This window comes from Bradyrhizobium sp. 14AA (assembly GCF_054185205.1).
The window spans coordinates 67,273-91,716 of the sequence record NZ_JAVAYM010000011.1 but is presented as its reverse complement, the minus strand read 5'-3'; the positions used below and the strand labels follow the sequence as shown (position 1 = coordinate 91,716).

The following is a 24,444-nucleotide window of genomic DNA, read 5'->3' as shown; positions in this document are numbered from 1 at the left end:
CCGCCGAAACGGGCGGTCATCCGGGAAACGTTCGCAAGGATCAGTTGCATGTCCGCCTCCACGTCACAGAATCAGCGCGTCGCCGTCATCGGGCTCGGCTCGATGGGCTTTGGCATGGCGACCTCGCTGAAGCGCGCCGGTCATGCCGTTACCGGCTGTGACGTCTCGGCTGACGCCGTGGCCCGTTTCGTGAAGGACGGCGGCGCCGGCGCCAAGACGCCGGCCGAAGGCGCCAGGGATGCCGACATCGTCGTCAGTGTCGTCGTCAATGCGGCGCAGACCGAGGCAATTCTGTTCGGCAAGGACGGCGTTGCCGAGACCCTGCCGAAGGACAGCGTCTTCCTGTCCTCGGCCACCATGGATCCCGATGTGGCGCGCCGCCTCGCAAAACAGCTGGAGGCGACTGGTCGGCACTATCTGGATGCACCGATCTCCGGTGGCGCGCAGCGCGCCGCGCAAGGCGAACTGACGATCCTGGCCTCCGGCAGTCCGGCTGCATTTGCGAAGGCGCGGCCCGCGCTCGATGCCATGGCCGCGAAGCTCTACGAGCTTGGCGATGCCGCCGGCCAAGGCGCGGCCTTCAAGATGATCAACCAATTGCTCGCAGGCGTGCACATCGCCGCCGCCAGCGAAGCCATGGCCTTCGCGGCCAAGCAGGGCCTAGACATCCGCAAGGTCTATGAAGTCATCACGGCGTCCGCCGGCAATTCATGGATGTTCGAGAATCGCATGCCGCATGTGCTCGATGGCGACTACACGCCGAGGAGCGCGGTCGAGATCTTCGTCAAGGACCTCGGCATCATCCAGGACATGGCGCGCAGCGCCAGATTCCCGGTGCCGGTCTCCGCGGCAGCCCTCCAGATGTTCTTGATGACATCAGCCGCCGGCATGGGCCGCGACGACGACGCCTCGGTGGCGCGCATGTATGCGCAGGTCACCGGCGTCAAGCTGCCCGGCGACAAGTAGAGCCAAGAGGACTCCGATGCCCCGTTTTGCTGCCAACCTCTCGATGATGTTCACCGAGGTGCCGTTTCTCGATCGCTTCGATGCCGCTGCTTCAGCCGGCTTCACCGCGGTCGAGTTTCTCTTTCCCTATGAGCATCCGGCCGAGGCGGTCGGCGAACGGCTCAAGCGCAACGGCCTGACGCAGGCGCTGTTCAACTTGCCGCCGGGCGACTGGAATGCCGGCGAGAAGGGGTTTGCGGCACTGCCGGCGCGGTTCAATGATCTCAAGGCGAGCCTGGAGACGGCGCTGCCTTATGCCAAGGCGACCGGCGTCAAGCGCCTGCACCTGATGGCCGGCATCGCCAACCGCGGCGAGCGCGTCGCGATCGAGGCGTTCTACAAGTCGGTGGCGTGGGCTGCGGAGTTCTTCGCACCCCATGGCATCGACATCGTGCTCGAGCCGATCAATGCGCGCAACGTGCCCGGCTACTTCCTCAACGATTTCGGCTTCGCGCGCGACCTGATCCAGGAGTTGAGGTTGCCGAACCTGAAGCTTCAGTTCGACATCTATCACTGCCAGATCATCCATGGCGACGTCACGATGCGGCTGCGCGAGATGATGCCGATCGTCGGCCACATCCAGATCGCCAGCATTCCATCGCGCAACGAGCCTGACGGCGAGGAGCTGAACTATCCGTTCCTGTTCGAGGAGCTCGACCGGCTCGGCTATGCCGGCTTCGTCGGCTGCGAATACAATCCGCGCGGCAAGACCACCGACGGCCTTGCCTGGTTCAAGCCTTACGCGGGAGTGAAGCAGTGACCCTTGCAGCGAAAATCTCTCTCGGCTGCATCGCCGACGACTACACCGGCGCCTCCGACCTCGCCAACACGCTGACGCGCGCGGGCCTGCGCACCGTGCAGACCATCGGCATACCTGCCGATGATCTTGCTTTGCCCGAGGTAGATGCTGTCGTGGTGTCGCTGAAGAGCCGCTCGATCGAGGCTGGCCTCGCTGTGACCCGCTCGCGTGCGGCGGAGAAGTGGCTGCGCGGCCGCGGTGCGAGCCACGTCCTGTTCAAGATCTGCTCGACCTTCGATTCGACAGATGCCGGCAATATCGGTCCGGTGATGGACGCGCTGCGCGCCGATAGCGGTGAAGGCGCCGTTCTGGTGACGCCGGCCTTCCCGGAGACCGGCCGCACCGTCTACCAGGGCAATTTGTTCGTCGGCGCCGTGCCGCTGAACGAGAGCCCGCTGAAGGACCATCCGCTCAACCCGATGCACGATTCCAACCTGGTGCGGGTGCTGACACGCCAGAGCAGGACGCAGATCGGCCTCGTCGATCTCGCGACCGTCACGCGCGGCGCGGACGCCGTGCGGGCGCGGCTGACCGAACTCGCGGGCAAGGGCATCGGCGCCGCGATCATCGATGCCGTTTTCGACCGCGACCTCGAGACCATCGGTCTCGTCGCCGCCGAACATCGGCTCTCGGTCGGCGCCTCCGGCATCGGCCTTGGCCTCGCGCGTGCGCTGGTGTCGACCGGAAAGGTGCGGTCGACCAAGGCGGGCGGCGACGCGGGTACGGTGGTCGGCGGACCGGCGGCCTGCCTTGCCGGGAGCTGCTCGCAGGCGACGCTTCAGCAGATCGTCAACGCAGAACGTGTCATGCCCGTGCTTCATCTCGATCCGGACCGTATTATTACGGGAGCTGGCGAAGCGCAGCGCGCGCTGGATTGGGCAAGGCCGCGACTGGCCGAAGGTCCGGTGCTGATTGCATCGAGCTCGACACCGGATCAGGTCGCCGCGCTCCAGGCACGTCATGGCCGCGACGCGGCCGGGCATGCCATCGAGCAGGTCATGGCCGACATCGCCGAGAGCCTCGTGAAGTCGGGTGTGCGGCGTTTGGTCGTCGCCGGAGGCGAGACGTCCGGCGCGGTGGTCGACCGGTTGAGGATTCCCGGATTTCTCGTAGGAGTGGAAATCGCGGCGGGCGTCCCGGTGCTGCGCGCGGTCGGTGCCGAAAAAGGCGACATGCTGCTTGCTCTGAAGTCCGGAAATTTCGGCGGCGCGGAGTTTTTCTCCGATGCGCTTGGGCTCATGCGCTGAGCGCAGGGCATTCTTAGCTGCCTGTTCATTTGTTTCGGGCTTCCGTACTCGTACGGAGTCGTAGTTAACATCTGCGCAGGTGCTCTGGTGTCGGATGTCGGTGCTGCTCCCTTTGGTTGATTCGTAATTCCCGGACGCGCGCCCGCGCCAGCACAAAGAGACCTTTTACTATGCTCGCCACCATTTCCATCCGCGCCAAGATCATCAGTGTCGTGGCGTTCCTGCTGGTCGCGATGGCCGGCATGGGCCTGCTCGCCGTCATGAAAATGCGGTCGATGAATGCCAACACGGTCGAGATCACCACGAGCTGGATGCCGAGCGTGCGGGTGCTGGGCGAGCTCCGGGCCTCCGTCATCACCTACCGCAACGTGGTCCGCCAGCACATGCTGTCCGAGACCCTGGAGGACAAGCTGGCCAACGAAAAGACGGCGGCGACCGTCATCGAAGCTCTCGCGAAGGCGCGCAGGACCTACGAGCCGATGATCAGCTCTCCTGAGGAGCGGAGGCTCTACAACGAATGGGCCAAGCTCTGGGACGACTACAAGAAGGGCACCGAAGAGGTCATGGCGCTGTCGCGCAAGGAGGCCGGCAAGTTCCCGCACGAGGCGCGGGAACTGAACACCAAGACGGTCAACAAGATCGGCCTTGCATCGGACGAAGTTCTGACCAAGGACATCGAGCTCAATACCAAGGGCGGCGACCAGGCTGCGCAGGATGCCGCTGAGAGCTATTTCTTCGCCTTCATGCTGGTCTCGATCATCCTCGCAGCCGCCGTCATCGCCGGTATCGCCGTTAGCTTCTACCTCGTCCGGGACGTCTCGAAGGGCATCAACTCGATCATCGAGCCGATGCAGGCGCTGGGCAAGGGCGACCTCTCCGCCGAAGTCCCGCATCGCGGTGAGAAGACCGAAATCGGCGCCATGGCCGACGTGCTCCAGATCTTCAAGGAGGCGCTGGTCGCCAAGAAGGCCGCCGACGAAGCCGCCGCGGCCGATGCGGAAGCCAAGATCGAGCGCGGGCGCCGCGTCGACAACATCACCCGCGAATTCGAAACGATGATCGGCGAGATCGTCCAGACCGTGTCGTCGGCCTCGACCCAGCTCGAAGCCTCCGCCTCGACGCTGACCTCGACCGCCGACCGTTCCCAGCGGCTGGCGACCACGGTTGCCGGCGCTTCGGAGGAAGCCTCGACCAACGTGCAGTCGGTTGCGTCGGCTACCGAGGAGATGGCTTCGTCAGTCGGCGAGATCAGCCGTCAGGTGCAGGAATCGGCGCGGATGGCGGGCGATGCCGTCGGTCAGGCGCGCGCCACCACCGAGCGCGTCAGCGAGCTGTCCAAGGCGGCCTCCCGCATCGGCGACGTCGTCGAACTCATCAACACCATTGCCGGTCAAACCAACCTCCTGGCGTTGAATGCGACCATCGAAGCCGCGCGTGCCGGCGAAGCCGGCCGCGGCTTCGCCGTGGTGGCCTCCGAGGTGAAGGCGCTTGCCGAGCAGACCGCGAAGGCGACCGGCGAAATCGGCCAGCAGATCTCCGGCATCCAGGCGGCGACCAACGATTCGGTCGGCGCCATCAAGGAGATCTCCTCGACCATCGAGCGCCTCTCGGAGATTTCTTCGGCGATTGCGGCGGCGGTGGAAGAGCAGGGCGCGGCGACCCAGGAGATCGCCCGCAACGTGCAGCAGGCCGCGCAAGGCACCCAGCAGGTCTCCTCCAACATCACCGACGTGCAGCGCGGTGCGACCGAGACCGGCACGGCCTCCTCGCAGGTGCTGTCGGCGGCGCAGATGCTGTCGAACGACTCGAGCCGGCTCAAGACAGAAGTCAGCAAGTTCCTGACCAACGTCCGCGCGGCGTAAACCGTCGCAGGACCATCGGTCAAAAAAGAGAGCGGCGCCAAAAGCGCCGCTCTTTTTCTTTTTGGTCGCCGGTAGCATGATGTCGTCTACAGGTAGTATCGTGTGGAAGTACCCGTAAACGTACGGGTGTTCCATTTCATCGATAGTTAAATTTGCTTTAGGAACATTGCAAAAGACGCCTCGAATAGCGGCAGTCCGATTGGAATGAACGCATATTGAATTCGTTTGGGGGCTCCGATGCGAAAGAATTTTCCTGTTACCGATGTCGAATATCCGGTCAGCGACGAGACGCTGATCGTCTCGCGCACCGATCTCAAGGGCAAGCTCACCTACTTCAACGAGGACTTTCTCGCCGCCGCCGGCTTCACGTCGGCCGAACTGATGGGCCAGCCGCACAACATCGTCCGTCATCCCGACATGCCGCCGGAGGCGTTCGACAATCTGTGGGACACGCTGAAGGCCGGCAAGCCGTGGCTCGGCGCGGTGAAGAACCGCCGCAAGAATGGTGACTTCTACTGGGTGCTGGCGACGGCCTCCCCGATCCGCGAAAACGGCCAGGTCACCGGTTACACCTCGATCCGCACCAGGCTGCCGGCCGACCAGCGCAAGCTCGCCGAAGAAGTTTACGCCGCGATCCGCGAGAAGAAGCCGCATGGCTATCGCGTCGATGCCGGCATCATCCGCCGCCGCTCGCTGCTCGATCGCTTTGCGATCTTCACGAGGACGCTGAAAGCGCGCCTCGTCACGATGATGGTGCTCCAGGCGCTGCTCTTGCTCGCGCTCGGCGTCGGTGGCGCGCTCGCCACGGCCGGTTCCGCCAGTCTGATCCTGTCGCTGCTGGCCGCCGCCGGCGCCGCCATCGTCGGCTTCGCCGGGCTTGCGACCATGCGCGCACTCCAGGGGCCGATGCAGCATCTCAACGACACCCTGGTCAACCTCGTGCAGGACAAGCTGGACAACCGCATCGTGATCGAGCGCGACGACGAGATCGGCGAGGCGCTGCGCAATCTTCAGACGGTGCAGACCATCATCCGTTTCAGCCGCGACGAGGTGCAGGCGGTGCAGCGCCGGGCCGAGGGGCAGCGCAAGGCCGACATGACCAGGCTCGCCGACGGCTTCGAGGCCGCGATCGGCGAGATCGTCGAGACCGTCTCGTCGGCTGCGACCGAGCTCGAGGCTTCGGCCTCGACGCTGTCCTCGACCGCTGGCCGTGCGCAGGAATTGGCGACGGTGGTCGCATCCGGCTCGGAGGCAGCCTCCAGCAATGTTCATTCGGTCGCTTCGGCCGCCGAAGAGATGTCCTCCTCGGTGCGCGAGATCGGCCGTCAGGTGCAGGATTCCACCCGCATCGCGAGCGAGGCGGTCAGCCAGGCGCACGCGACCACCGAACGCGTCAGCGAACTGTCGCGGGCCGCGTCGCGGATCGGCGATGTCGTCGAGCTCATCAATGCCATCGCGGGGCAAACCAACCTGCTGGCACTCAACGCGACGATCGAAGCGGCACGCGCGGGCGAGGCCGGCCGCGGCTTCGCCGTCGTGGCTTCCGAGGTCAAGGCGCTTGCCGAGCAGACGGCGAAGGCCACCGGCGAGATCGGCCAGCAGGTCGGCGGCATTCAGGCGGCAACGCAAGATTCAGTCAGCGCGATCGGCGAGATCAGCGGCACCATCGCGCGTCTTTCGGAAATCGCTTCGGCCATCGCGGCGGCGGTGGAGCAGCAGGGCGCTGCAACCCGAGAGATCGCCCGCAACGTGCAGCAGGCCGCCCAGGGCACCCAGCAGGTCTCGTCCAATGTCGGCGACGTCCAGCGCGGCGCCTCCGAAACCGGTTCGGCGTCCTCGCAGGTGCTGTCGGCGGCGCAGATGCTGTCGCGCGATTCCAACCGCCTCAAGTTCGAGGTCGGCAAGTTCCTGAACTCCGTCCGCGCGGCGTGAGACGCCGGCCGCATAGCTGCGATGTCGATTTCGCAGTGCGGTAGCAGGGAAGTGAATGCAGGATAGTTCTGGTTATTAGCCTTTCCGGCGGTGCTCGGGTAAAGGGGAAACAGGATCCCCGTGGGGGCGGATTCCGTATCCCTGCTTGACCTGGAATTGCCTGGCGCATGATTGCTCTGGTCCGTATTGCCCTGAGCCGGCCCTACACGTTTGTCGTGCTCGCGATCTTGCTGCTGATCATCGGACCGCTCGCGGCGCTGCGGACGCCGACGGACATCTTCCCGGACATTCGCATTCCCGTGATCGGCGTGGTCTGGCAGTACACCGGGCTGCCGCCGGACCAGATGTCCGGCCGCATCACCACCCCGTTCCAGCGCGCGCTGACGACGACGGTCAATGACATCGAGCACATCACGGCCAACTCCTATAACGGCTTTGGCATCATCAAGATCTTCTTCCAGCCGAACGTCGACATCCGCACCGCCAACGCCCAGGTCACCGCGATCTCGCAGACGCTGCTCAAGCAGATGCCGCCTGGCGCGACGCCGCCTCTGATCCTGAACTATTCCGCCTCCACCGTGCCGATCATCCAGGTCGCGCTGTCGGGTGACGGCCTCACCGAGCAGAACCTCGCCGATATCGGCATCAACAATTTGCGCACGCCGCTGGTCACGGTGCCCGGCGCGGCGATCCCCTATCCGTTCGGCGGCAAGCAGCGCCAGGTCCAGATCGACCTCGACCCCACCGCGCTTCAGGCCCGCGGCCTGTCCGGCCAGGACGTCGCCAATGCGCTCGCAGCCCAGAACCTGATCACGCCGGTCGGCACCCAGAAGATCGGCCAGTTCGAGTACAACATCCAGCTCAACAACTCGCCGCTGAAGATCGACGAGCTCGGCAACCTCCCGATCAAGACCGTCAACGGCGCCATGGTTTACGTGCGCGACGTCGCGACCGTGCGCGACGGCAATCCGCCGCAGACCAACATCGTCCATGTCGACGGCAACCGCTCGGTGCTGATGATGGTGCTGAAGGCGGGAGCGACCTCGACGCTCGATATCATCGCCGGCATCAAGCAGAAGGTGATCGAGGTCAAGGACCAGCTGCCGGACGCGCTGAAGATCGGCTTCATCGGCGACCAGTCGGTGTTCGTCCGCGGCGCGATTCAAGGCGTCGCCGTCGAGGGCGTGATTGCGGCGCTGCTCACCAGCGTCATGATCCTGCTGTTCCTCGGCAGCTGGCGCTCGACCATCATCATCGCCGTCTCGATCCCGCTGTCGGTGCTGGGCGCCATCATCATGCTGTCGGCAATCGGCGAGACGCTCAACATCATGACGCTCGGCGGCCTTGCGCTCGCTGTCGGCATTCTCGTCGACGACGCCACCGTCACCATCGAGAACATCAACTACCATCTGGAGCAGGGCAAGCCGGTCGAGCAGTCGATCCTCGACGGCGCCAACCAGATCGTGACGCCGGCCTTCGTGTCGCTGCTCTGCATCTGCATCGTGTTCGTGCCGATGTTCTTCCTCACCGGCGTCGCGCGCTTCCTGTTCGTGCCGATGGCCGAAGCCGTGATGTTCGCGATGATCTGGTCGTTCATCCTGTCGCGCACGCTGGTGCCGACCATGGCGAACTACCTGCTGCAGGCGCATGTCCATCACCAGGGCGAGCCGCCGAAGTCGCGCAATCCGCTGGTCTGGTTCCAGCGCGGCTTCGAGGCGCGGTTCGAGCGGATTCGCGGCGGCTACCACAATTTCCTCGGTCTCGCACTGGCGCACCGCGCGGTGTTCGTGGTCGGCTTCCTCTGCGTGGTCGGCGCGTCCTTCGCGCTGGTGCCGTTCCTGGGACGCAACTTCTTTCCCGCGGTCGATGCCGGCAACATCCTGATGCATGTGCGCACCCAGGTCGGCACCCGCGTCGAGGAGACCGCCAACCAGCTCGCCGACGTGCAGAAGGCGGTGCGCAAGCTGATCCCCGGCGAGATCGAGACCATGACCGACAACATCGGCATGCCGATCTCCGGCATCAACATGACCTACAACAACACCGGCGTGATCGGCCCGCAGGACGGCGACATCCAGATCAAGTTGAAGGAGGGCCACAAGCCGACCGAGGAGCACGTGAAGGCCCTGCGCGAGCAATTGCCGCGGCTGTTCCCCGGCGTCAGCTTCGCGTTCCTCCCCGCGGACATCGTCAGCCAGATCCTGAATTTCGGCGCGCCGGCGCCGATCGACCTGCAGATCCGCGGCGCCAATCTCGGCGCCAACTTTGCCTACGCCAACAATCTGCTGGCCAAGGTCCGCAAGATTCCCGGCGTCGCGGATGCGCGCATCCAGCAATCGCCCAACAACCCGACCTTCAACATCGATGTCGACCGCACCCGCGCGCAATATGTCGGCCTGACCGAGCGCGACGTCACCAACAGCCTCGTGGTCAATCTCGCCGGCTCCTCGCAGGTGGCGCCGACCTACTATCTCAATCCCGACAACGGCGTGTCCTACTCGATCGTGATGCAGACGCCGCAATACCAGATCGACTCGCTCAGCGCGCTGCAGACGCTGCCGATCACTGCGGTCGGCAATTCGCAGTCGCCGATCCTCGGCGGCATTGCCGACATCAAGCGCTCGACCTCGAGCGCAGTGGTCTCGCAATACGACATCCAGTCAATGGTGCAGATCTTTGCCACGACCTCGGGCCGCGATCTCGGCGCGGTCGCCGCCGATATCCGCCAGGTGATTGCCGACACCGCCAAGGAGGTGCCGAAGGGCTCGTCCGTGGTGCTGCTCGGCCAGGTGCAGACCATGAACAGCGCGTTCACCGGTCTGTTGTTCGGCCTGCTCGGGGCCGTGGTGCTGATCTACTTCCTGATCGTCGTGAACTTCCAGTCCTGGTCCGATCCGTTCGTGATCATCACCGCGCTGCCGGCCGCGCTCGCCGGCATCGTCTGGATGCTGTTCGCGACCGAAACGACGCTGTCGGTGCCGGCGCTCACGGGCGCCATCATGTGCATGGGTGTTGCCACGGCCAACAGCGTGCTTGTGATCTCCTTCGCACGTGAGCGCTACGAGGAGCTCGGCGATCCCATCGCTGCCGCGCTCGAAGCTGGCTTCGTCCGGTTCCGCCCGGTGCTGATGACCGCGCTCGCCATGATCATCGGCATGGCGCCGATGGCGCTGGGGCTCGGCGAAGGCGGCGAGCAGAATGCGCCGCTCGGCCGCGCCGTGATCGGCGGCCTGATCTTCGCAACCTTCGCCACGCTGATGTTTGTTCCCGTGGTGTTTAGCATGGTACACAAGAAACAGGGCGCCAAGGCCGCCGCCCCATTGGAGACTCCGCATGTCGCCCACTGACTCCCGCTCGCCGGTGTCGTACCGGAAACTGGGCATCTTCAGCGTGGTGGCGCTGGTTGCGGCTGGCCTCGTCGTGGGCACCGGCATCCGTGCCCGCGAGGAGCAGGGCTCCAAGCTGAAGGAATGGACCGACGACCAGGCCGTTCCCAGCGTCGCGGTGACACAGCCCAGCGCCAAGGCTCTCAACGCCACCATCGATCTGCCGGGGCGGCTGGAAGCCTATTACCGTGCGCCGATCTTTGCCCGCGTCTCCGGTTATCTCAAGAGCTGGAGCGCCGACATCGGCGCGCGCGTCAAGGCCGGGCAGGTGATCGCCGAGATCGAGGCGCCGGACCTCGATCAGCAACTGCTGCAGGCCCGCGCCGACCTCGCCAGTCAGCAGGCCAGCGCCAGGCTGTCGGAAGCAACGCTGAACCGGCGCAAGACGCTGGTCGCCTCCAACTTCGTTTCCGCGCAGGAGATCGACGAGCGCACCGCCGACCTCTCCAACAAGAACGCCGCCGTCCACTCCGGGCAGGCCAATGTCGAGCGGCTGGAAGCGCTGGCCGGCTACAAGAAGATCACCGCGCCGTTCGACGGCGTCGTCACCGCGCGCGATACCGACGTCGGCGCGCTGATCAATGCCGGCGGCGGCTCGGGACCTGCGATGTTCGTGGTCTCGGACATCACCAAGCTGCGCGTCTACGTGAACGTGCCGCAGAACTATGTGCCCGCGATCAAGATCGGCGCCAAGGCCATCATCACGCTGCCGGAGTATCCGAACCGGACGTTTCAGGCGACGGTGGAGGCCTCCTCGCAGGCCGTCGACGTCGCCTCCGGCACCACGCGCATGCAGCTTGGCCTCGACAATTCCTCAGGCGAGTTGATGCCCGGCGGCTATGCCAGCGTGAAGCTCAGCCTCCAGCGCGACTCCGCGCCGCTCAGCATCCCCGCCAGCGCCCTGATCTTCAACGGCAGCGGCCTGCGCGTCGCCACCGTCGGCGCGGACGACAAGGTGCTGTTCAAGCCCGTGACCATCGCCCGCGATCTCGGCCGCGAGATCGAGCTCGCCTCTGGGATTGCGCCGGACGACCGCGTCATCACCGCGCCGCCGGACGGCCTGTCCGATGGCGACCAGGTGCGCGTGACCGGCGCCAGCGCCAAGGGCAAGCCGGCGACCGCGTCGGAGAAGCAGGCGCCGAAGAGCTGAGGCGGTTTCCTGCCCCGGACGCAGCGCAGCACGAAGTGGTGCGCTGCTGAGCCGGGGCCCATCTCTCCTCGCTGTGCCGTGTTGCCTTCTGGGTCCCGGCTCTGCGGGGCGTCATTGCATGCCGCGCCGCGTCCGGGACACAAGATCAAGCCACCTGCCATTCGGGCACGCCATCGGCGGCCATCGCGATTTCGCCGAGCGAGCCCACCGGCGTCCGATCCATGTTGAGCAAATGTCCCAGCGTCGCGCTATCGCCCGCCGGGATCCGCGCCAGCGTGCGGCGATCGTCCGCCGTCCGCAGCATCACCACGCCATGCTCGGCATCGCCGCCACGGCCGTAGAGCACCGTAAAGCTCTCGACCTTGCCCTTGCCTGAGACCTCAGCGACGAACTCCGGCACCGCGCGCTTGTTGCGGTCGGCCTCGCCTTGCACGCTGGTCTCCTGCGCCAGCGCCTCGCGCGGCGGCGTCTTCGCCACCACCAGCGCGTGGTGCTTGGTGACGAAGCCGCCCTGGCCGTAGAGCAGGCCCAGCTTTGCGCCATCGCGCACCCGGCGGACCATCGCGCAGGCCGCGTGCGTCATGTAGGTGTTGAGCGGCGCGCCGAAGAAGGTGAGGCCGCCGGTCACGGTCGGCTGCACGTCGGCGGAAAGGCCGAGCGTCCGCCGCGCCATCTTGGGCACGCAGGGGAAGCAGCTATAGAGCTCGATCGCATCGAACTTCCTGCCGTCGCCACCGGCGAGATGCATCGCGCTCTTGAGCACGGCGTTCTGCGGATGGCTCTCGTAAAACTGGTCGCGCAAGAGATAGTCGCGCGGCTCTTCCGCCGAGGCGCCGCCGAGCGGATAAACCAGTCTGTCCTCGGCGATGCCGGCCGCGCGCGCCTTGGCAAGGCTGGTGAGCAGCAGCGCGCCACCCATGTTGACGCTGGGATTGGCGACCATGAGCTTGTTATACGGCCAGGCGATCAGCCGGTTGTCCGCGGTCGGCGTCGTGATCTCGTCCGGCGCATAGCGACGCTTCAGCCAGGCGTTGGGGTTCTGCGCGGCGGCCTCCGAATAGCGCGACCACAGCGTCCCCGATTCCGCCATCGCCTCGCGCGGCGTCTGGCCCCAATGGGCGGAGGAGGCCGCCTCATAGAACGGATAGACGGTGACGGGGCGGAAGACACCAAGCTTCACCGCCAGCGGCTTCTGGAATGCCGCGCCGCGCTTGGGCTCCTCGACATCATGGGCAAACGGTGTCCATGGCAGCTTTGCCCCGGCGCGCTCCGCCTTGGTTGCGGTCGACTGCGCTTCGGCGCCGCAGATCGCGGCGACCGTGCATTCGCCGCGCGCGATGCGCTTGGCGGCTTCATGAATGTAGCGGATCGGGCTCTCGCCGCCGACCGGGCCGTAATAGCAATGCGCCGGCGCAATCCCGAGCCGTTGTGCCAACAGCTTCTCCGGATCGCGGTAGCGCCAGCTCAGGAAGTTGACGATATCGAGCGACTGCACCTCGCCGAGCAGCTTTGCGCCGGCGTCCGCCTCGGCGCGCCGCAGCGCCTGTTCGAGCAGATCGAGCGGTTCGAGACCGTCGGTGATCTCCTTGGGACGGTCGACGATTTCGCCGATGCCGACGATGACGGGGATGCGGTCTTCAGGGAGTTTGGTCATTTCTTCTTTAATTCACTTTCTAGGTCTTCGACACGCCGTCGCCCTTCGAGGGCCGCCGAAGAGGCGGCCACTTCAGGGTGATGGCTACGGGGACGGCGTCATCCCGAGGTGCGAGCCGAGCGGCGCATCGCGCCGCTGGGCGAGCCTCGAAGGATGGGCCACAGGCAACTACTCCGCCACCAGCGCGTTCATGTGCTCGACGGCTTCGGCAAAATCTTCCTTGAACTCCTGCACCACCGCGCCCGCCGACTTCACGCTGTCGATCAGCCCGACGCCCTGGCCGACGAAGTAGCTGACGAGATCGCGCGCCTTGGCGTTGCCGCTTGCGGCCGCGCGGTCGATCGCGTTGAAGGCGTCGCGGCTGACGATGCTTTGCAGCGGCATCGGCAGCGCGCCGGGGCTGTCCGGCGCGCGGTCCCAGGCATCGGTCCAGACCGAGCGGAGCTGCCGGGCCGGCTTGCCGGTGCGTCCCTTCGAGCGCACTGCGTCGCGCGAGGACGCCGCGATCATCTTCTCGCGAAAGATCTCCGTGGTCTCGGCCTCGACGGTGGCCAGCCATACCGAGCCGGTCCAGGCGCCGGCCGCGCCCATCGCCATGCAGGCGGCCATCTGCCGGCCCGTCATGATGCCGCCGGCCGCCAGCACCGGCACGTCGCGGATGGGCTTGATGGCCTTGATCACCTCCGGCACCAGCACCATGGTCGAGACCTCGCCGCAATGGCCACCCGCCTCGGTGCCCTGCACGACGAGGATATCGACGCCGGCCGCGACCTGGCGCAGCGCGTGCTCCTTGGCGCCGACGAGAGCCGCAACGGGCACGCCGTGCGTCTTGCCCATCTCGATCATCGCCTTCGGCGGCACGCCTAGCGCATTGGCAATCAGCCGGATCGGATGATTGAAGGAGACTTCGAGCAGTTGCAGCGCCGTCTTCGGGTCGAACGGCTGCGGCTGATTGTCGGCCACGCTGGTCGTCGTCAGTTCGATATCGTATTTCTTCAGAAGATCGCGCGTGTAGTTGCGGTGCTCCTGCGGAACGCGCGCTTCCAGGCTCTTCCAGGTGACGTCCTTCTCGCCCGCGGTCGAGAAGTTTTCGGGGATCAGCACGTCGATGCCGTAAGGCTTGCCATCGACGTGCTCGTCGATCCATTTCAGCTCGCGTTCGAGCGTATCAGGCGTATGGACGGTGGCGCCGAGCACACCAAATCCGCCGGCACGGCTGACGGCGGCAACGACATCGCGGCAATGGCTGAAGGCGAACAGCGGGAACTCGATGCCCAGCATGTCGCAGATCGGCGATTTCATGGCTCCCTCCCGGCGGCGTTAGCGCTCTCGTTGCTTTCGCTCGCGAAGCAAAGTGACGCTAGCCGATCGTCACGCACGATGACATGCTGGATTTGGCGAAGCATCTTGTGTGTAGACGTCGCGCTCTACCCACAGACCAATCCCGGTACATGGGCGCCAACATCCCGGGCAAGCCGCGCATCTTCTGCCTGTATCGGCGGCGTCTGCCGGCGGATCTGCAGCGATGTTGCGGCGAACGGATATGAGGGATTCGTGATGGGCCGTCGTTCCGGAGCTCGCGTCAGCGAGAACCCGGAATCCATTTTTCAAAGTAATCCTGGCGGGACCATGGATTCCGCGCTCGCCCTTCGGGCGCCCCGGAATGACGGGGGAAGGGGCTGCCATGACGAAAAGTAGCGTTGCCCCGCCGGGTAATGCATTGGGCACCCTTGTCATCGGCCATTCCCGGGCTAATTAATGCAGGCGCATCTTTCCGCCGGAGCCCCCGCATGACCGACACCCCCTACGTGCCGCCGAAAGTCTGGACCTGGAACAAGGAGAATGGCGGTCAGTTCGCCAGCATCAACCGTCCGATTGCCGGTCCCACCCACGACAAGGAGCTGCCGATCGGCCGCCATCCCTTCCAGCTCTATTCGTTGGCGACGCCGAACGGCGTGAAGGTCACGGTGATGCTGGAGGAGCTTCTGGCGCTCGGCCACAAGGGCGCCGAATACGATGCCTGGCTGATCAGGATCGGCAACGGCGACCAGTTCGGCAGCGGCTTTGTCGACATCAACCCGAACTCGAAGATTCCGGCGCTGATGGATCGCTCCGGCCCCGAGCCCGTCAGGATCTTCGAATCCGGCTCGATCCTGTTCTACCTCGCCGAGAAGTTCGGGGCCTTCCTGCCGAAGGACATCAAGACCCGCACCGAGGCGATGTCGTGGCTGTTCTGGCAGATGGGCAGCGCGCCCTATCTCGGCGGAGGCTTTGGCCACTTCTACGCTTACGCGCCGACCAAGATCGAATACGCCATCGATCGTTTTGCGATGGAGACCAAGCGCCAGCTCGACGTGCTCGACCGTCGCCTCGCCGACAACGAATATCTTGCGGGCAGCGAGTACACCATCGCCGACATCGCGGTGTGGCCCTGGTACGGCGCGCTCGCCAAGGGGCTGGTCTACGGTGCCGGTGAATTCCTGTCGGTGCAGGACTACAAGCACGTGCAACGCTGGACCGACCAGATCGCCAAACGCCCGGCCGTGAAGCGCGGCCGCATGGTCAACCGCGTCTCCGGCGATCCCGCCAGCCAGCTTCACGAACGCCACGACGCGAGTGATTTCGAAACGAAGACGCAGGACAAGGTCGAGGTCGCGACGTAGTTCGAACTGCGTAGGGTGGGCAAAGCGAAAGCGTGCCCACCACTCCTTGCGAAGACCGCGATGGTGGGCACGGCGCGCGAAGAGCGCGCCTTTGCCCACCCTACGGCATCTGATTACGCCATGCTCAGCTCGTGGCGGCCGACCACCATCCAGTGCACCTCGTCCGGGCCGTCCGCGAAGCGCAGATGGCGGACGTCCTGGTACATCTCGGCGAGCGGGGTCCAGTGCGAGATGCCGGTGGCGCCGTGCATCTGGATCGCCTGGTCGATGATCTTGCAGGCGCGCTCCGGCACCATGGCCTTGACCATGGAGACCCAGACGCGGGCCTCCTTGTTGCCGAGCACGTCCATCGCCTTGGCGGCCTTGAGCACCATCAGCCGCATCGCCTCGATCTCGCAGCGCGCCTGCGCGATGATCTGCATGTTGCCGCCGAGATGGGCGATCTTCTTGCCGAAGGCTTCGCGGGTGAGGCCACGCTGCACCATCAGGTCGAGTGCCTTCTCGGCCTTGCCGATGGTCCGCATGCAGTGATGGATACGGCCCGGCCCGAGCCGGAGCTGCGAGATCTCGAAGCCGCGGCCTTCGCCGAGCAGCATGTTCTCCTTCGGCACGCGCACATTGTTGAAGCGCATGTGCATGTGGCCGCGCGGCGCGTGGTCCTGACCGAACACGTACATGGGGCCGAGCACCTCGACGCCGGGCGTGTCGCGCGGCACCAGGATCTGCGACTGCTGCTTGCTCGGGGCCGCGTCCGGATTGGTCTTGACCATCACGATGAGGATCTTGCAGCGGGGATCGCCGACACCGGAGATGTAATACTTCTCGCCGTTGATGACCCATTCGTCGCCGACGAGCTTTGCCGTCGTCGAGATGTTCTTGGCGTCGGAGGAGGCAACATTCGGCTCGGTCATGACATAGGCCGAGCGAATCTCGCCGTTGAGCAGCGGCTTCAGCCACTTCTCCTTCTGCTCCTTGGTGCCCACGCGCTCGAGCACCTCCATGTTGCCGGTGTCGGGCGCCGAGCAGTTCATGCTCTCGGACGCCAGCGGGCTCTTGCCGAGCTCGGAGGCGATATAGGCGTAGTCGAGGTTCTTCAGGCCCTGGCCGGTCTCGTCATCGGGTAGGAAGAAGTTCCAGAGGCCTTCCTGCTTGGCCTTGTTCTTCGCCTTCTCCAGCACCTCGAGCTGCTTCGGCGTGAAGCTCCAGCGATCCTCTTTGCCCTCGCCGGCCTTGGCGAACTCGATCGACATCGGCTCGACGGTGTCGCGGATGAACTTCTTGACGTGATCGTAGAGCGGCCGGACCTGGTCCGACATACGGAGATCGTTAAGCTCGTCGCCGGGATTGAGGGTGTAGTTGGTGATGCGGGGAATGTAGGTGTGTTTTGTCATTGTTCCTCCCGGGGACGCTGAGATCGTTCTGGGCGGGAGAATAGTCGCAGCGCGGCCAAAGTGCGAGCGCGCATTTTTCACGCGGGGCCATGCCACGCGATGGAATATCGCAAGGGCGTTTGAAATGTTGTTTGAATGGTGTTGCCCAACTCGCCGCTGTCATTCCCCGCGAAGGCGGGGAATCCAGTATTCCAGAGACGGCGGTGGTTGAATCGAGAAGCTGCGGCGTACTGGATGCCCCGGTCAAGCCGGGGCATGACAGCGGTGATCGTCGCCAGCTCAGTTCGGCATCCGATGCATCGCGCAGATCTTGTTGCCGTCGAGATCGCGCAAATAGGCGAGATACATCTTGCCGGCCGCGCCGCCATCGCGGATGCCGGGCGGATTCTCACAGGTCTTGCCGCCGGCCGCGAGGCCGGCTGCGTGCCACGCCTCGACCTGCTCCGGCGAGTTGCAGGCAAAGCCGATGGTGCCGCCATTCGCGCAGGTCGCCGGCTCGCCGTTGATCGGCTTCGACACCGAGAACACGCCGGTCTTGGTGATGTAGAAGATGCGATGGCCGTCGACCCTGGCCGGCCGCACCTCGAGCGTGCCGAGCAGCTTGTCGTAGAACGTCTTGGCCTTGTCCAGATCGTTGGTGCCGATCATCACGTGAGAAAACATCTTGCCCATTCCCCTCTGCGCCACAAAACGAGAAGCCGTAAGGTGGGCAAAGCGCAGCGTGCCCACCACGACATTCGCAAATGCCTATGGTGGGCACGGCGCAAGCGCGCCTTTGCCCACCCTACGAAATCTCAAAATGCCGTATAGCCGCCGTCGATCACGAACGTATCCGCGGTGTGATACGACGACGCCTTGCTCATCAGGTACACCGCGATGCCGCCGAAATCGGACGCCTCGCCGAAGCGACGCATCGGAATTCGTGGCATCACGTTGGCGACGAACTTGTCGTTGGCCATCAGGCCCGCGGTCATATCGCTCTTGATCCAGCCGGGCAGGATCGCGTTCGCGGTGACGCCGTGGCGCGCCAGCTCGACGCCGAGCGCGCGGACCAGCGCGTTGATGGCGGCCTTGGTTGCGGCATAGTGCTCGTTGCGCGCGGTACCGAAGATCGAAGCGAGGCTCGATGTGGCGACCAACCGGCCGAAGGGATCGCCGGCATTGGCGCGCTCGGTCATGTGTCTTGCCGCGGCCTGAAATGCGTGGAACACGCCGTCGAGATTGGTCGCAAACATCGTGCGCCACTCCTCTTCGGTGCGCTCGATGAAGGAGCGCCGGCCGCCGCCGCCGATGCCGGCGTTGGCAAAACAGCCGTCGACCCGGCCGAAGGTGTCGAGTGTGGCCTTCATCGCGGCGTTGACCGAGGCAGGATCGGTGACGTCGCAGACGCGGCTGTCGACCTTGCCTGATAGCCCCGCCAGGCTCGCGGCAGCACTCTTGTTCTTGTCAGGATTGCGGCCCCAGATCGAGACGTTGCAGCCCTGGCCGGCCAGCGCCTGCGCGATGCCGAGTCCGATGCCGCCATTGCCGCCGGTGATCACAACCACGCGGCCGGAGAGGTCGAAAAGGTTCATGGCGCGTTTCCTGTTTTTGGCATGAGACGTCTTGGCATGACGCGCATCAGCCGCTGCGCGCAAGATTGCTTGCTATGCCCTGATCACCATGGACAAGACCGCGCCAAAAATCAAATATGCGCCCCGGCAAAACGAATTCCGGTCTGCGAAACTGACGCCGGCCGCAACCGACGAGGAAACCATGCAGTTCAAACACGTCACGCTCGATTTCGATGGTTCGGTCGCGATCCTCAAGCTCGACCATCAGGAGGTGATGAACGCGGTCTCCATGGACATGCTGGGCGGCCTTGCGGAGGCGCTCGACACGATCGAGGAGAAGAAGGACGAGGTGCGTTGTGTCGTGCTGACCGGCGCGGGGCGCGCCTTCTGCACCGGCGCCAATCTCCAGGGCCGCAACGACCAGTCGAAGAAGACCAAGGCCGGCCTGACGCTGGAGACCGGCTTTCACCCGTTCCTGCGCCGCATCCGCAATCTGCACTGCCCTGTCATCACCGCGGTGAACGGCCCGGCCGCCGGCGCCGGCATGAGCTTCGCGCTGCTCGGCGACATGATTCTATGCGCGCGTTCCTCCTACTTCCTGCAAGCCTTCCGCCGCATCGGTCTCGTGCCGGATTGCGGTTCGACCTGGCTGTTGCCGCGCCTGATCGGCAAGGCGCGCTCGATCGAATTGTCGCTGATGGGCGAGCGGCTCCCGGCCGAGAAGGCGCTGGAATGGGGCCTCGTCAACCGCGTCTACGATGACGGCGTGCTGATGGACGAAGCGATGAAGCTCGCGCGCGAGCTTGCCAGCGGCCCGACGGTGGCGCTCGCACTGATCCGCAAGCTCTATTGGGATAGCCCCGAAAACTCCTTCGAGGATCAGCTCAATCTCGAATTCCAGAGCCAGCTCCGCGCCGGCGACACCCAGGATTTCCGCGAAGGCGTCGGCGCGTTCCTGGAGAAGCGGCCCGCGCAGTTCAAAGGCAAATGATCGAGGCCGAGCTTTCGCGCAGCGTCCAGCGCTGGTGTCCGGGTGCGACCGGCGTCACCGGCGCGGCAAGGCTGTCCGGCGGCGCCAGCCAGGAAACCTGGCGCTTCGACATCGTGCATCCCGATGGGCCGATCGGCGCGATCCTGCGCCGCTCGCCGAAAGGTTATGGCGCGGCACCGACGCGCGCGGCGGGGCTTGCGGCCGAAGCGCAGCTGATGCAGCTCGCTTATGAGGCGGGCGTGCCGTCGCCGCGCGTGATGCATGTGCTGGTGCCGGCAGACGATCTCGGCACCGGATTCATCATGCAGCGGGTCGAGGGCGAGACCATCGCGCGAAAAATTCTGCGCGACGACGAGTTCGCGGCGGCGCGGCCGCGTCTCGCGCGGCAGATTGGTGGCGTGCTCGCGGGACTGCACAGGTTGCCCCAGGACAAATTGCCCGAGCTGCGCAGCCGCAATGCGACCCTGGAGATCTCCGAGTTCGATCGCGACTATCGCAGCCTGGACTGGCCAAAGCCGGTGTTCGAGCTGGCGCTGCGCTGGCTGCGCGACCACGATCCCGGCCCGTCGGCCGAGACGACGCTGGTGCACGGCGATTTCCGCAATGGCAATCTCATCATCGGCGCCGATGGCGTGCGCGCCGTGCTCGACTGGGAGCTCGCCCATCTCGGCGATCCCATGGAGGATCTCGGCTGGGTCTGCGTCAACTCCTGGCGTTTTGGTGAGATCGACAAGCCGGTGGGCGGGTTTGGCTCGCGCGAGGACCTGTTCGCGGGTTACGAGGAAGCCGGCCGCAAGGTCGATCCCGCGCGCGTCAAATTCTGGGAAGTGATGGGCACGCTGCGCTGGGGCATCATGTGCGGCGGCATGATGCAGCGGTTCCGCGAGGGGCCGGACCATTCGATGGAGCGCGCCATGATCGGCCGCCGTGCCTCGGAAACCGAGATCGATCTGTTGCGGCTGCTGGCGCCGCGCGGGAGCTGACCATGCAGGACGAACCGACACCGGTCGAGCTGACCAAATCAGTCGCCGATTTCCTCCGCAACGACATCACGCCGCTGATCTCGGGCCACCAGGCCTTCAAGCTGCGCGTCGCCATCAACATCCTCGATCTCGTCACGCGCCAGCTGACGCAGGAAGAGGGGAGCGATGCGAAGGAGGTCGAGCGGCTGCGCACGCTGCTCGGCATGGATGGCTCGGTCGCGGAGCTCAACCGCGCGCTCGCCGATCGCATCGCCAAAGGCGAGGTCGATCTCGCAACGCCCGGCCTTGCCGAGCATCTCTGGGCGACCACGATGGACAAGCTCGCGGTCGATCAGCCGAACTACGCATCGTATAAGCGGGAGCTGGGGCGGTAGGCGGCGCCGCACGCTCCGTCGTCGTCCCGGCGAAGGCCGGGACCCAGACCGCGTGATCTATCGGGTACGAATGGTCGGAGTACCGAACGACTTATCTTCGCCAAATTGCCTTCGGTGGCTATGGGTCCCGGCTTTCGCCGGGACGACGTGAGAGAGGGTTGTGGCGTACGACGCCGCCGCAGTACGCGGCGGCCGCTTTACGGAGCCCCTACTTCCCCACCCATTTCGGCGGTCGCTTCTCCGAAAACGCCTTCGGGCCCTCGATGTAATCCTGCGAAGCCGCCATGGCCTTCACCGCCGGGTATTCGCGCTGCTCGTCGATTGCCTGCTCCAGCGACACGCCGAGCCCCCTCTGGATCGCCTGCTTCGAGGCGCGGATCGACATCGGCGAGTTCTTCGTGATCATCTCGGCCCAGCGCAGCGCGGCGTTGAGCGCTTCGCCCTGCGGCACCACCTCGTTGACGAAGCCGAGCTCGAGGCCTTCCTTGGCGCTGACATGGCGCGCCGTGAGGATCATGCCCATGGCGCGTTTCAGCCCGATCTGGCGCGGCAGCCGGTGCAGGCCGCCGGCAAGGGCTGCAAGGCCGACGCGCGGCTCGGGCAGGGCGAAGGTTGCGTTCTCCGAGGCAATGATCAGGTCGCAGGCGAGCGCGATCTCGAAGCCGCCGCCCATCGCCACGCCATTCACCGCGGCGATGATCGGCTTGTCGCAGTCGAAGCGCGCGGTGAGGCCGGCAAAGCCGCCCTTGTCCCAGCCGCGTTTTCCTCCCGCTGCCTGCCACTTCAGATCGTTGCCGGCGCAGAACGCCTTGTCGCCGCTACCCGTGACGATCGCGATCCATTGCTCGGGATCGGCCGAGAAATCGTCGAACACCTTTTGCAGCTCGAAATGGGCATCGGTGTGCAGCGCGTTGTAGACCTCGGGCCGCGACAGCGTGACGATCGTGACCGGCCCCTTGCGTTCCACCTTGGAAAATTTCAGCTCCATCGCGCGCTCCCGCATTTTCTCGTGAAGGAATATTGGCGTCATACTAGCGCGCGTCGGCGCTCGAGCACCATCGAATTGCGCAAAGCGCTTTGCGCGCCTCACACGTCTGGCCTTGCTTGACTTGCGGCGGCTCTTCTCACCTTAATCGAGCGAAGCAAAGACGCGCCTAGCGCCTTAACGCAAAACGATAATCAATCCGGGAGAGAACCATGGATTTCTCATTGCCAGCCGACCTCGTAGCTTATCTCGGAGAGCTCGACCGTTTCATCGCGCGCGAGATCAAGCCGCTGGAAGAAGCCGACGACAACATCCGCTTCTTCGATCATCGCCGCGAATGGGCGCGTACCGATTTCGAGAATGGCGGCCTGCCGCGCCATGAATGGGAAGCGCTGCTGCGCAAGGCCAAGGATCTTGCGGATGCCGCCGGGCACTTGCGCTTTCCGGTGCCGAAGCAATATGGCGGGAAGGACGGCTCCAATCTCTGGATGGCCGTGATCCGCGAGCATTTTGCCGCAAAGGGCCTCGGCCTGCACAACGATCTCCAGAATGAACACTCCGTCGTCGGCAATTTCCCCGTCGTCACCATGCTCGACCGCTACGGCCGCGACGACCAGAAGGCGATGATCGACGGTTCGATCAAAGGCAAGTACCGCATCACCTTTGGCTTGACCGAGCCGCATCACGGCTCGGACGCCACCCACATGGAGACGCGCGCGGTGCCTGCGACCCGCGACAACGTCAAGGGCTGGATCATCAACGGCGAGAAGATGTGGACGACCGGCATGCACGTCGCCACGCATTGTGCGCTGTTCGCGCGCACGTCGGGCAATGACGGCGATGCCCGCGGCATCACCTGCTTCCTGGTGCCGGCCAAGAGCCATGGCGTCAAGGTCGAGGAGTACATGTGGACCTTCAACATGCCGACCGACCATCCTCGCGTCAGCTTTACCGACGTGTTCGTGGCCGAGGATGCGCTGTTCGGCGAGGTCGGCCGCGGCCTGTCGCTGGCGCAGTGCTTCGTGCACCAGAACCGCATCCGTCAGGCCGCGAGTTCGCTGGGGGCCGCGGTCTACTGCATCAACGAGAGCGTCAAATATGCGCGTGAGCGAAAACCGTTCGGCAGGGCGCTCGCCGAGAACCAGGCGATCCAGTTCCCGCTGGTCGAGCTTGCCACGCAAGCCGAGATGCTGCGCCTGTTGATTCGCAAGACCGCCTGGGAGATGGACCAGCTCACCGAGGAGCAGATCGAGCGCACGCTGTCCGACCGCGTCTCGATGTGCAACTACTGGGCAAACCGCCTGTGCTGCGAATCCGCCGACCGCGCCATGCAGGTCCACGGCGGCATGGGCTATTCACGCCACAAGCCGTTCGAGCACATCTATCGGCATCACCGCCGCTATCGAATCACCGAAGGCAGCGAGGAGATCCAGATGCGCAAGGTGGCGGGGTTCTTGTTCGGGTATATGGGGCCGGGGAAGCATTAGCTTTCCGCCGCGCTCTCTCCGAGTCGTCCTGGCCTAGTGCGCAATTGCGCACTGGGCCAGGACGACAGCATAGAGACTCATCCCCGCTTCGCCCGATCCTTCTCGTTCTGCGCCATGATGCTCTCGCGCGCGGTCTTCCAGTCGTCGTCGCTCCAGTCGCGGAGCTGGTAGAAATTGCCGCCCATGGCGAGTGCCTGCGCGCCGTCCATGGCGATGGTCTCGCCATTGATCCAGTCGCAGCCGCCGGAGATCAGGAACACGGCAACGTTCTGCAACTCCTCCATGGTACCGACGCGGCCCATCGGATTCATCGCCTTGGTGCGCGCGCCGGCTTCGTCGCCGGGCTTGATGCGCTTGCTCATGCCCTCGGTCGGGATTTCTCCGGGAGCGATGGTGTTGAGGCGGATGCCATGCCGGCCCCATTCGGTCGCGAGCGACATCGTCATCGTATGGATCGCCGACTTGCTCATCGCCGATGGCACCACGTAGGGAGAGCCGTTGCGCACCCAGGTCGTGGTGATCGAGACGACGTTGCCGGGCTGCTTCAACGCGATCCAGCGCTTGCCGACCGCATGCGTCACATAGAACGTGCCGTGCATGACGATGTTGGCGACAGCGTCGAAGCCGCGCGGCGACAGCTCCTCGGTGCGGGAGATGAAATTGCCGGCGGCGTTGTTGATGAGATCGGTGAGGGGAGCATCGCGAAAGATGGTCTCGATCATCTCCTCGACCGCGAGCGCGTTGCGGATATCGACGCCGTGGCTGGTGACGCGGCCGCCGTACTGATCCATCAGCTCGATCGCGGTCTCGTCGCACACGATCTTGCGTCGGCCGCAGATGTGCAGCTCGGCGCCGAGTTGCAGGAAGCGCGCCGCCATCGACTTGCCGAGCCCGGTGCCGCCGCCGGTCACGAGAATGCGCCGCCCGGCCAGAAGATTTTCCTTGAACATGGCTGTTTCTCCCGTACGGATTGTCAGTTAAT

Annotated in this window: 19 protein-coding genes; 12 read left to right on the top strand and 7 right to left on the bottom strand. The window is 65.0% G+C overall.

Features of this window, described 5'->3' with window-relative positions; translation table 11 throughout:
- Positions 1 to 48 precede the first annotated feature (48 nt).
- From ltnD to RAD15_RS20745, 7 genes are all read left to right on the top strand, one after another.
- Entirely contained in the window at positions 49 to 966 is a 918-nt protein-coding gene (gene ltnD, locus RAD15_RS20775) for an L-threonate dehydrogenase (RefSeq protein WP_458180015.1), read from the top strand.
- Between the two features lie 16 nt (positions 967 to 982).
- Complete coding sequence (gene otnI, locus RAD15_RS20770) at positions 983 to 1,765, top strand: 2-oxo-tetronate isomerase (RefSeq protein WP_458180014.1); 783 nt, start codon at positions 983 to 985, stop codon at positions 1,763 to 1,765.
- Positions 1,762 to 3,051 carry a 3-oxo-tetronate kinase gene (otnK, locus tag RAD15_RS20765; protein WP_458180013.1) on the top strand — a complete coding sequence of 430 codons (1,290 nt, stop codon included), beginning with the start codon at positions 1,762 to 1,764 and terminating at the stop codon, positions 3,049 to 3,051. Before otnI ends, otnK begins: the two co-directional genes overlap by 4 nt.
- A gap of 170 nt (positions 3,052 to 3,221) precedes the next feature.
- Entirely contained in the window at positions 3,222 to 4,913 is a 1,692-nt protein-coding gene (locus tag RAD15_RS20760; protein ID WP_458180011.1) for a methyl-accepting chemotaxis protein, read from the top strand.
- 237 nt (positions 4,914 to 5,150) lie between these two features.
- Positions 5,151 to 6,845, top strand: a complete 1,695-nt coding sequence (locus RAD15_RS20755) for a methyl-accepting chemotaxis protein (RefSeq protein ID WP_458180010.1) — start codon at positions 5,151 to 5,153, stop codon at positions 6,843 to 6,845.
- A gap of 167 nt (positions 6,846 to 7,012) precedes the next feature.
- A complete protein-coding gene (locus tag RAD15_RS20750; RefSeq protein ID WP_458180009.1) occupies positions 7,013 to 10,192 on the top strand; it encodes an efflux RND transporter permease subunit in 3,180 nt (1,059 codons plus the stop codon).
- Positions 10,179 to 11,381: an efflux RND transporter periplasmic adaptor subunit gene (locus tag RAD15_RS20745; protein ID WP_458180008.1), complete on the top strand. Its 1,203-nt coding sequence runs from the start codon at positions 10,179 to 10,181 to the stop codon at positions 11,379 to 11,381. The genes RAD15_RS20750 and RAD15_RS20745 overlap by 14 nt, the downstream gene beginning before the upstream one ends.
- A gap of 145 nt (positions 11,382 to 11,526) precedes the next feature.
- On the opposite strand, the gene RAD15_RS20740 is transcribed toward RAD15_RS20745, so the two are convergent.
- Both RAD15_RS20740 and RAD15_RS20735 read right to left on the bottom strand, forming a co-directional pair.
- On the bottom strand, positions 11,527 to 13,035 hold the full coding sequence (locus RAD15_RS20740; RefSeq protein ID WP_458180007.1) for an acetyl-CoA acetyltransferase: 1,509 nt from the start codon (positions 13,033 to 13,035) through the stop codon (positions 11,527 to 11,529).
- A gap of 168 nt (positions 13,036 to 13,203) precedes the next feature.
- Complete coding sequence (locus RAD15_RS20735) at positions 13,204 to 14,337, bottom strand: nitronate monooxygenase (RefSeq protein ID WP_458180006.1); 1,134 nt, start codon at positions 14,335 to 14,337, stop codon at positions 13,204 to 13,206.
- Between the two features lie 488 nt (positions 14,338 to 14,825).
- On the opposite strand from RAD15_RS20735, the gene yghU reads away from it, so the two are divergent.
- Positions 14,826 to 15,698, top strand: a complete 873-nt coding sequence (yghU, locus tag RAD15_RS20730) for a glutathione-dependent disulfide-bond oxidoreductase (protein WP_458180005.1) — start codon at positions 14,826 to 14,828, stop codon at positions 15,696 to 15,698.
- A 113-nt stretch (positions 15,699 to 15,811) separates the two neighbouring features.
- Here yghU and RAD15_RS20725 read toward each other — a convergent pair whose 3' ends face one another.
- From RAD15_RS20725 to RAD15_RS20715, 3 genes are all read right to left on the bottom strand, one after another.
- On the bottom strand, positions 15,812 to 17,089 hold the full coding sequence (locus RAD15_RS20725; RefSeq protein ID WP_458180004.1) for an acyl-CoA dehydrogenase family protein: 1,278 nt from the start codon (positions 17,087 to 17,089) through the stop codon (positions 15,812 to 15,814).
- 279 nt (positions 17,090 to 17,368) lie between these two features.
- Entirely contained in the window at positions 17,369 to 17,752 is a 384-nt protein-coding gene (locus tag RAD15_RS20720; RefSeq protein ID WP_458180181.1) for a VOC family protein, read from the bottom strand.
- Positions 17,753 to 17,883: 131 nt separating this feature from the next.
- A complete protein-coding gene (locus RAD15_RS20715) occupies positions 17,884 to 18,663 on the bottom strand; it encodes an SDR family NAD(P)-dependent oxidoreductase (protein WP_458180003.1) in 780 nt (259 codons plus the stop codon).
- Between the two features lie 181 nt (positions 18,664 to 18,844).
- Between RAD15_RS20715 and RAD15_RS20710 the strand changes: the two genes are divergently transcribed.
- Genes RAD15_RS20710 through RAD15_RS20700 form a run of 3 tightly spaced genes read left to right on the top strand, consistent with a single transcriptional unit; the run spans position 18,845 to position 20,990 of the window.
- A complete protein-coding gene (locus RAD15_RS20710; protein WP_458180002.1) occupies positions 18,845 to 19,633 on the top strand; it encodes an enoyl-CoA hydratase/isomerase in 789 nt (262 codons plus the stop codon).
- Positions 19,630 to 20,616 (top strand): phosphotransferase family protein, encoded by a 987-nt coding sequence (locus tag RAD15_RS20705; protein WP_458180001.1) that lies wholly within the window; start codon positions 19,630 to 19,632, stop codon positions 20,614 to 20,616. Before RAD15_RS20710 ends, RAD15_RS20705 begins: the two co-directional genes overlap by 4 nt.
- 2 nt (positions 20,617 to 20,618) lie before the next feature.
- Positions 20,619 to 20,990 carry a DUF6285 domain-containing protein gene (locus tag RAD15_RS20700; protein WP_458180000.1) on the top strand — a complete coding sequence of 124 codons (372 nt, stop codon included), beginning with the start codon at positions 20,619 to 20,621 and terminating at the stop codon, positions 20,988 to 20,990.
- Between the two features lie 208 nt (positions 20,991 to 21,198).
- Here RAD15_RS20700 and RAD15_RS20695 read toward each other — a convergent pair whose 3' ends face one another.
- Positions 21,199 to 21,978, bottom strand: a complete 780-nt coding sequence (locus RAD15_RS20695; RefSeq protein ID WP_458179999.1) for an enoyl-CoA hydratase-related protein — start codon at positions 21,976 to 21,978, stop codon at positions 21,199 to 21,201.
- Between the two features lie 209 nt (positions 21,979 to 22,187).
- On the opposite strand from RAD15_RS20695, the gene RAD15_RS20690 reads away from it, so the two are divergent.
- Positions 22,188 to 23,462: an acyl-CoA dehydrogenase family protein gene (locus RAD15_RS20690; protein ID WP_458179998.1), complete on the top strand. Its 1,275-nt coding sequence runs from the start codon at positions 22,188 to 22,190 to the stop codon at positions 23,460 to 23,462.
- Between the two features lie 77 nt (positions 23,463 to 23,539).
- On the opposite strand, the gene RAD15_RS20685 is transcribed toward RAD15_RS20690, so the two are convergent.
- On the bottom strand, positions 23,540 to 24,412 hold the full coding sequence (locus RAD15_RS20685) for an SDR family oxidoreductase (RefSeq protein ID WP_458179997.1): 873 nt from the start codon (positions 24,410 to 24,412) through the stop codon (positions 23,540 to 23,542).
- Positions 24,413 to 24,444 lie beyond the last annotated feature (32 nt).

What these genes read in the sequence shown, in the direction of transcription:
- ltnD (WP_458180015.1), top strand. Translation starts at nt 49, where the DNA reads ATGTCCGCCTCCACGTCACAGAATCAGCGCGTCGCCGTCATCGGGCTC.
- otnI (WP_458180014.1), top strand. Translation starts at nt 983, where the DNA reads ATGCCCCGTTTTGCTGCCAACCTCTCGATGATGTTCACCGAGGTGCCG.
- RAD15_RS20760 (WP_458180011.1), top strand. Translation starts at nt 3,222, where the DNA reads ATGCTCGCCACCATTTCCATCCGCGCCAAGATCATCAGTGTCGTGGCG.
- RAD15_RS20755 (WP_458180010.1), top strand. Translation starts at nt 5,151, where the DNA reads ATGCGAAAGAATTTTCCTGTTACCGATGTCGAATATCCGGTCAGCGAC.
- RAD15_RS20750 (WP_458180009.1), top strand. Translation starts at nt 7,013, where the DNA reads ATGATTGCTCTGGTCCGTATTGCCCTGAGCCGGCCCTACACGTTTGTC.
- RAD15_RS20745 (WP_458180008.1), top strand. Translation starts at nt 10,179, where the DNA reads ATGTCGCCCACTGACTCCCGCTCGCCGGTGTCGTACCGGAAACTGGGC.
- RAD15_RS20740 (WP_458180007.1), bottom strand. Translation starts at nt 13,035, where the DNA reads ATGACCAAACTCCCTGAAGACCGCATCCCCGTCATCGTCGGCATCGGC.
- RAD15_RS20735 (WP_458180006.1), bottom strand. Translation starts at nt 14,337, where the DNA reads ATGAAATCGCCGATCTGCGACATGCTGGGCATCGAGTTCCCGCTGTTC.
- yghU (WP_458180005.1), top strand. Translation starts at nt 14,826, where the DNA reads ATGACCGACACCCCCTACGTGCCGCCGAAAGTCTGGACCTGGAACAAG.
- RAD15_RS20725 (WP_458180004.1), bottom strand. Translation starts at nt 17,089, where the DNA reads ATGACAAAACACACCTACATTCCCCGCATCACCAACTACACCCTCAAT.
- RAD15_RS20720 (WP_458180181.1), bottom strand. Translation starts at nt 17,752, where the DNA reads ATGTTTTCTCACGTGATGATCGGCACCAACGATCTGGACAAGGCCAAG.
- RAD15_RS20715 (WP_458180003.1), bottom strand. Translation starts at nt 18,663, where the DNA reads ATGAACCTTTTCGACCTCTCCGGCCGCGTGGTTGTGATCACCGGCGGC.
- RAD15_RS20710 (WP_458180002.1), top strand. Translation starts at nt 18,845, where the DNA reads ATGCAGTTCAAACACGTCACGCTCGATTTCGATGGTTCGGTCGCGATC.
- RAD15_RS20705 (WP_458180001.1), top strand. Translation starts at nt 19,630, where the DNA reads ATGATCGAGGCCGAGCTTTCGCGCAGCGTCCAGCGCTGGTGTCCGGGT.
- RAD15_RS20700 (WP_458180000.1), top strand. Translation starts at nt 20,619, where the DNA reads ATGCAGGACGAACCGACACCGGTCGAGCTGACCAAATCAGTCGCCGAT.
- RAD15_RS20695 (WP_458179999.1), bottom strand. Translation starts at nt 21,978, where the DNA reads ATGGAGCTGAAATTTTCCAAGGTGGAACGCAAGGGGCCGGTCACGATC.
- RAD15_RS20690 (WP_458179998.1), top strand. Translation starts at nt 22,188, where the DNA reads ATGGATTTCTCATTGCCAGCCGACCTCGTAGCTTATCTCGGAGAGCTC.
- RAD15_RS20685 (WP_458179997.1), bottom strand. Translation starts at nt 24,412, where the DNA reads ATGTTCAAGGAAAATCTTCTGGCCGGGCGGCGCATTCTCGTGACCGGC.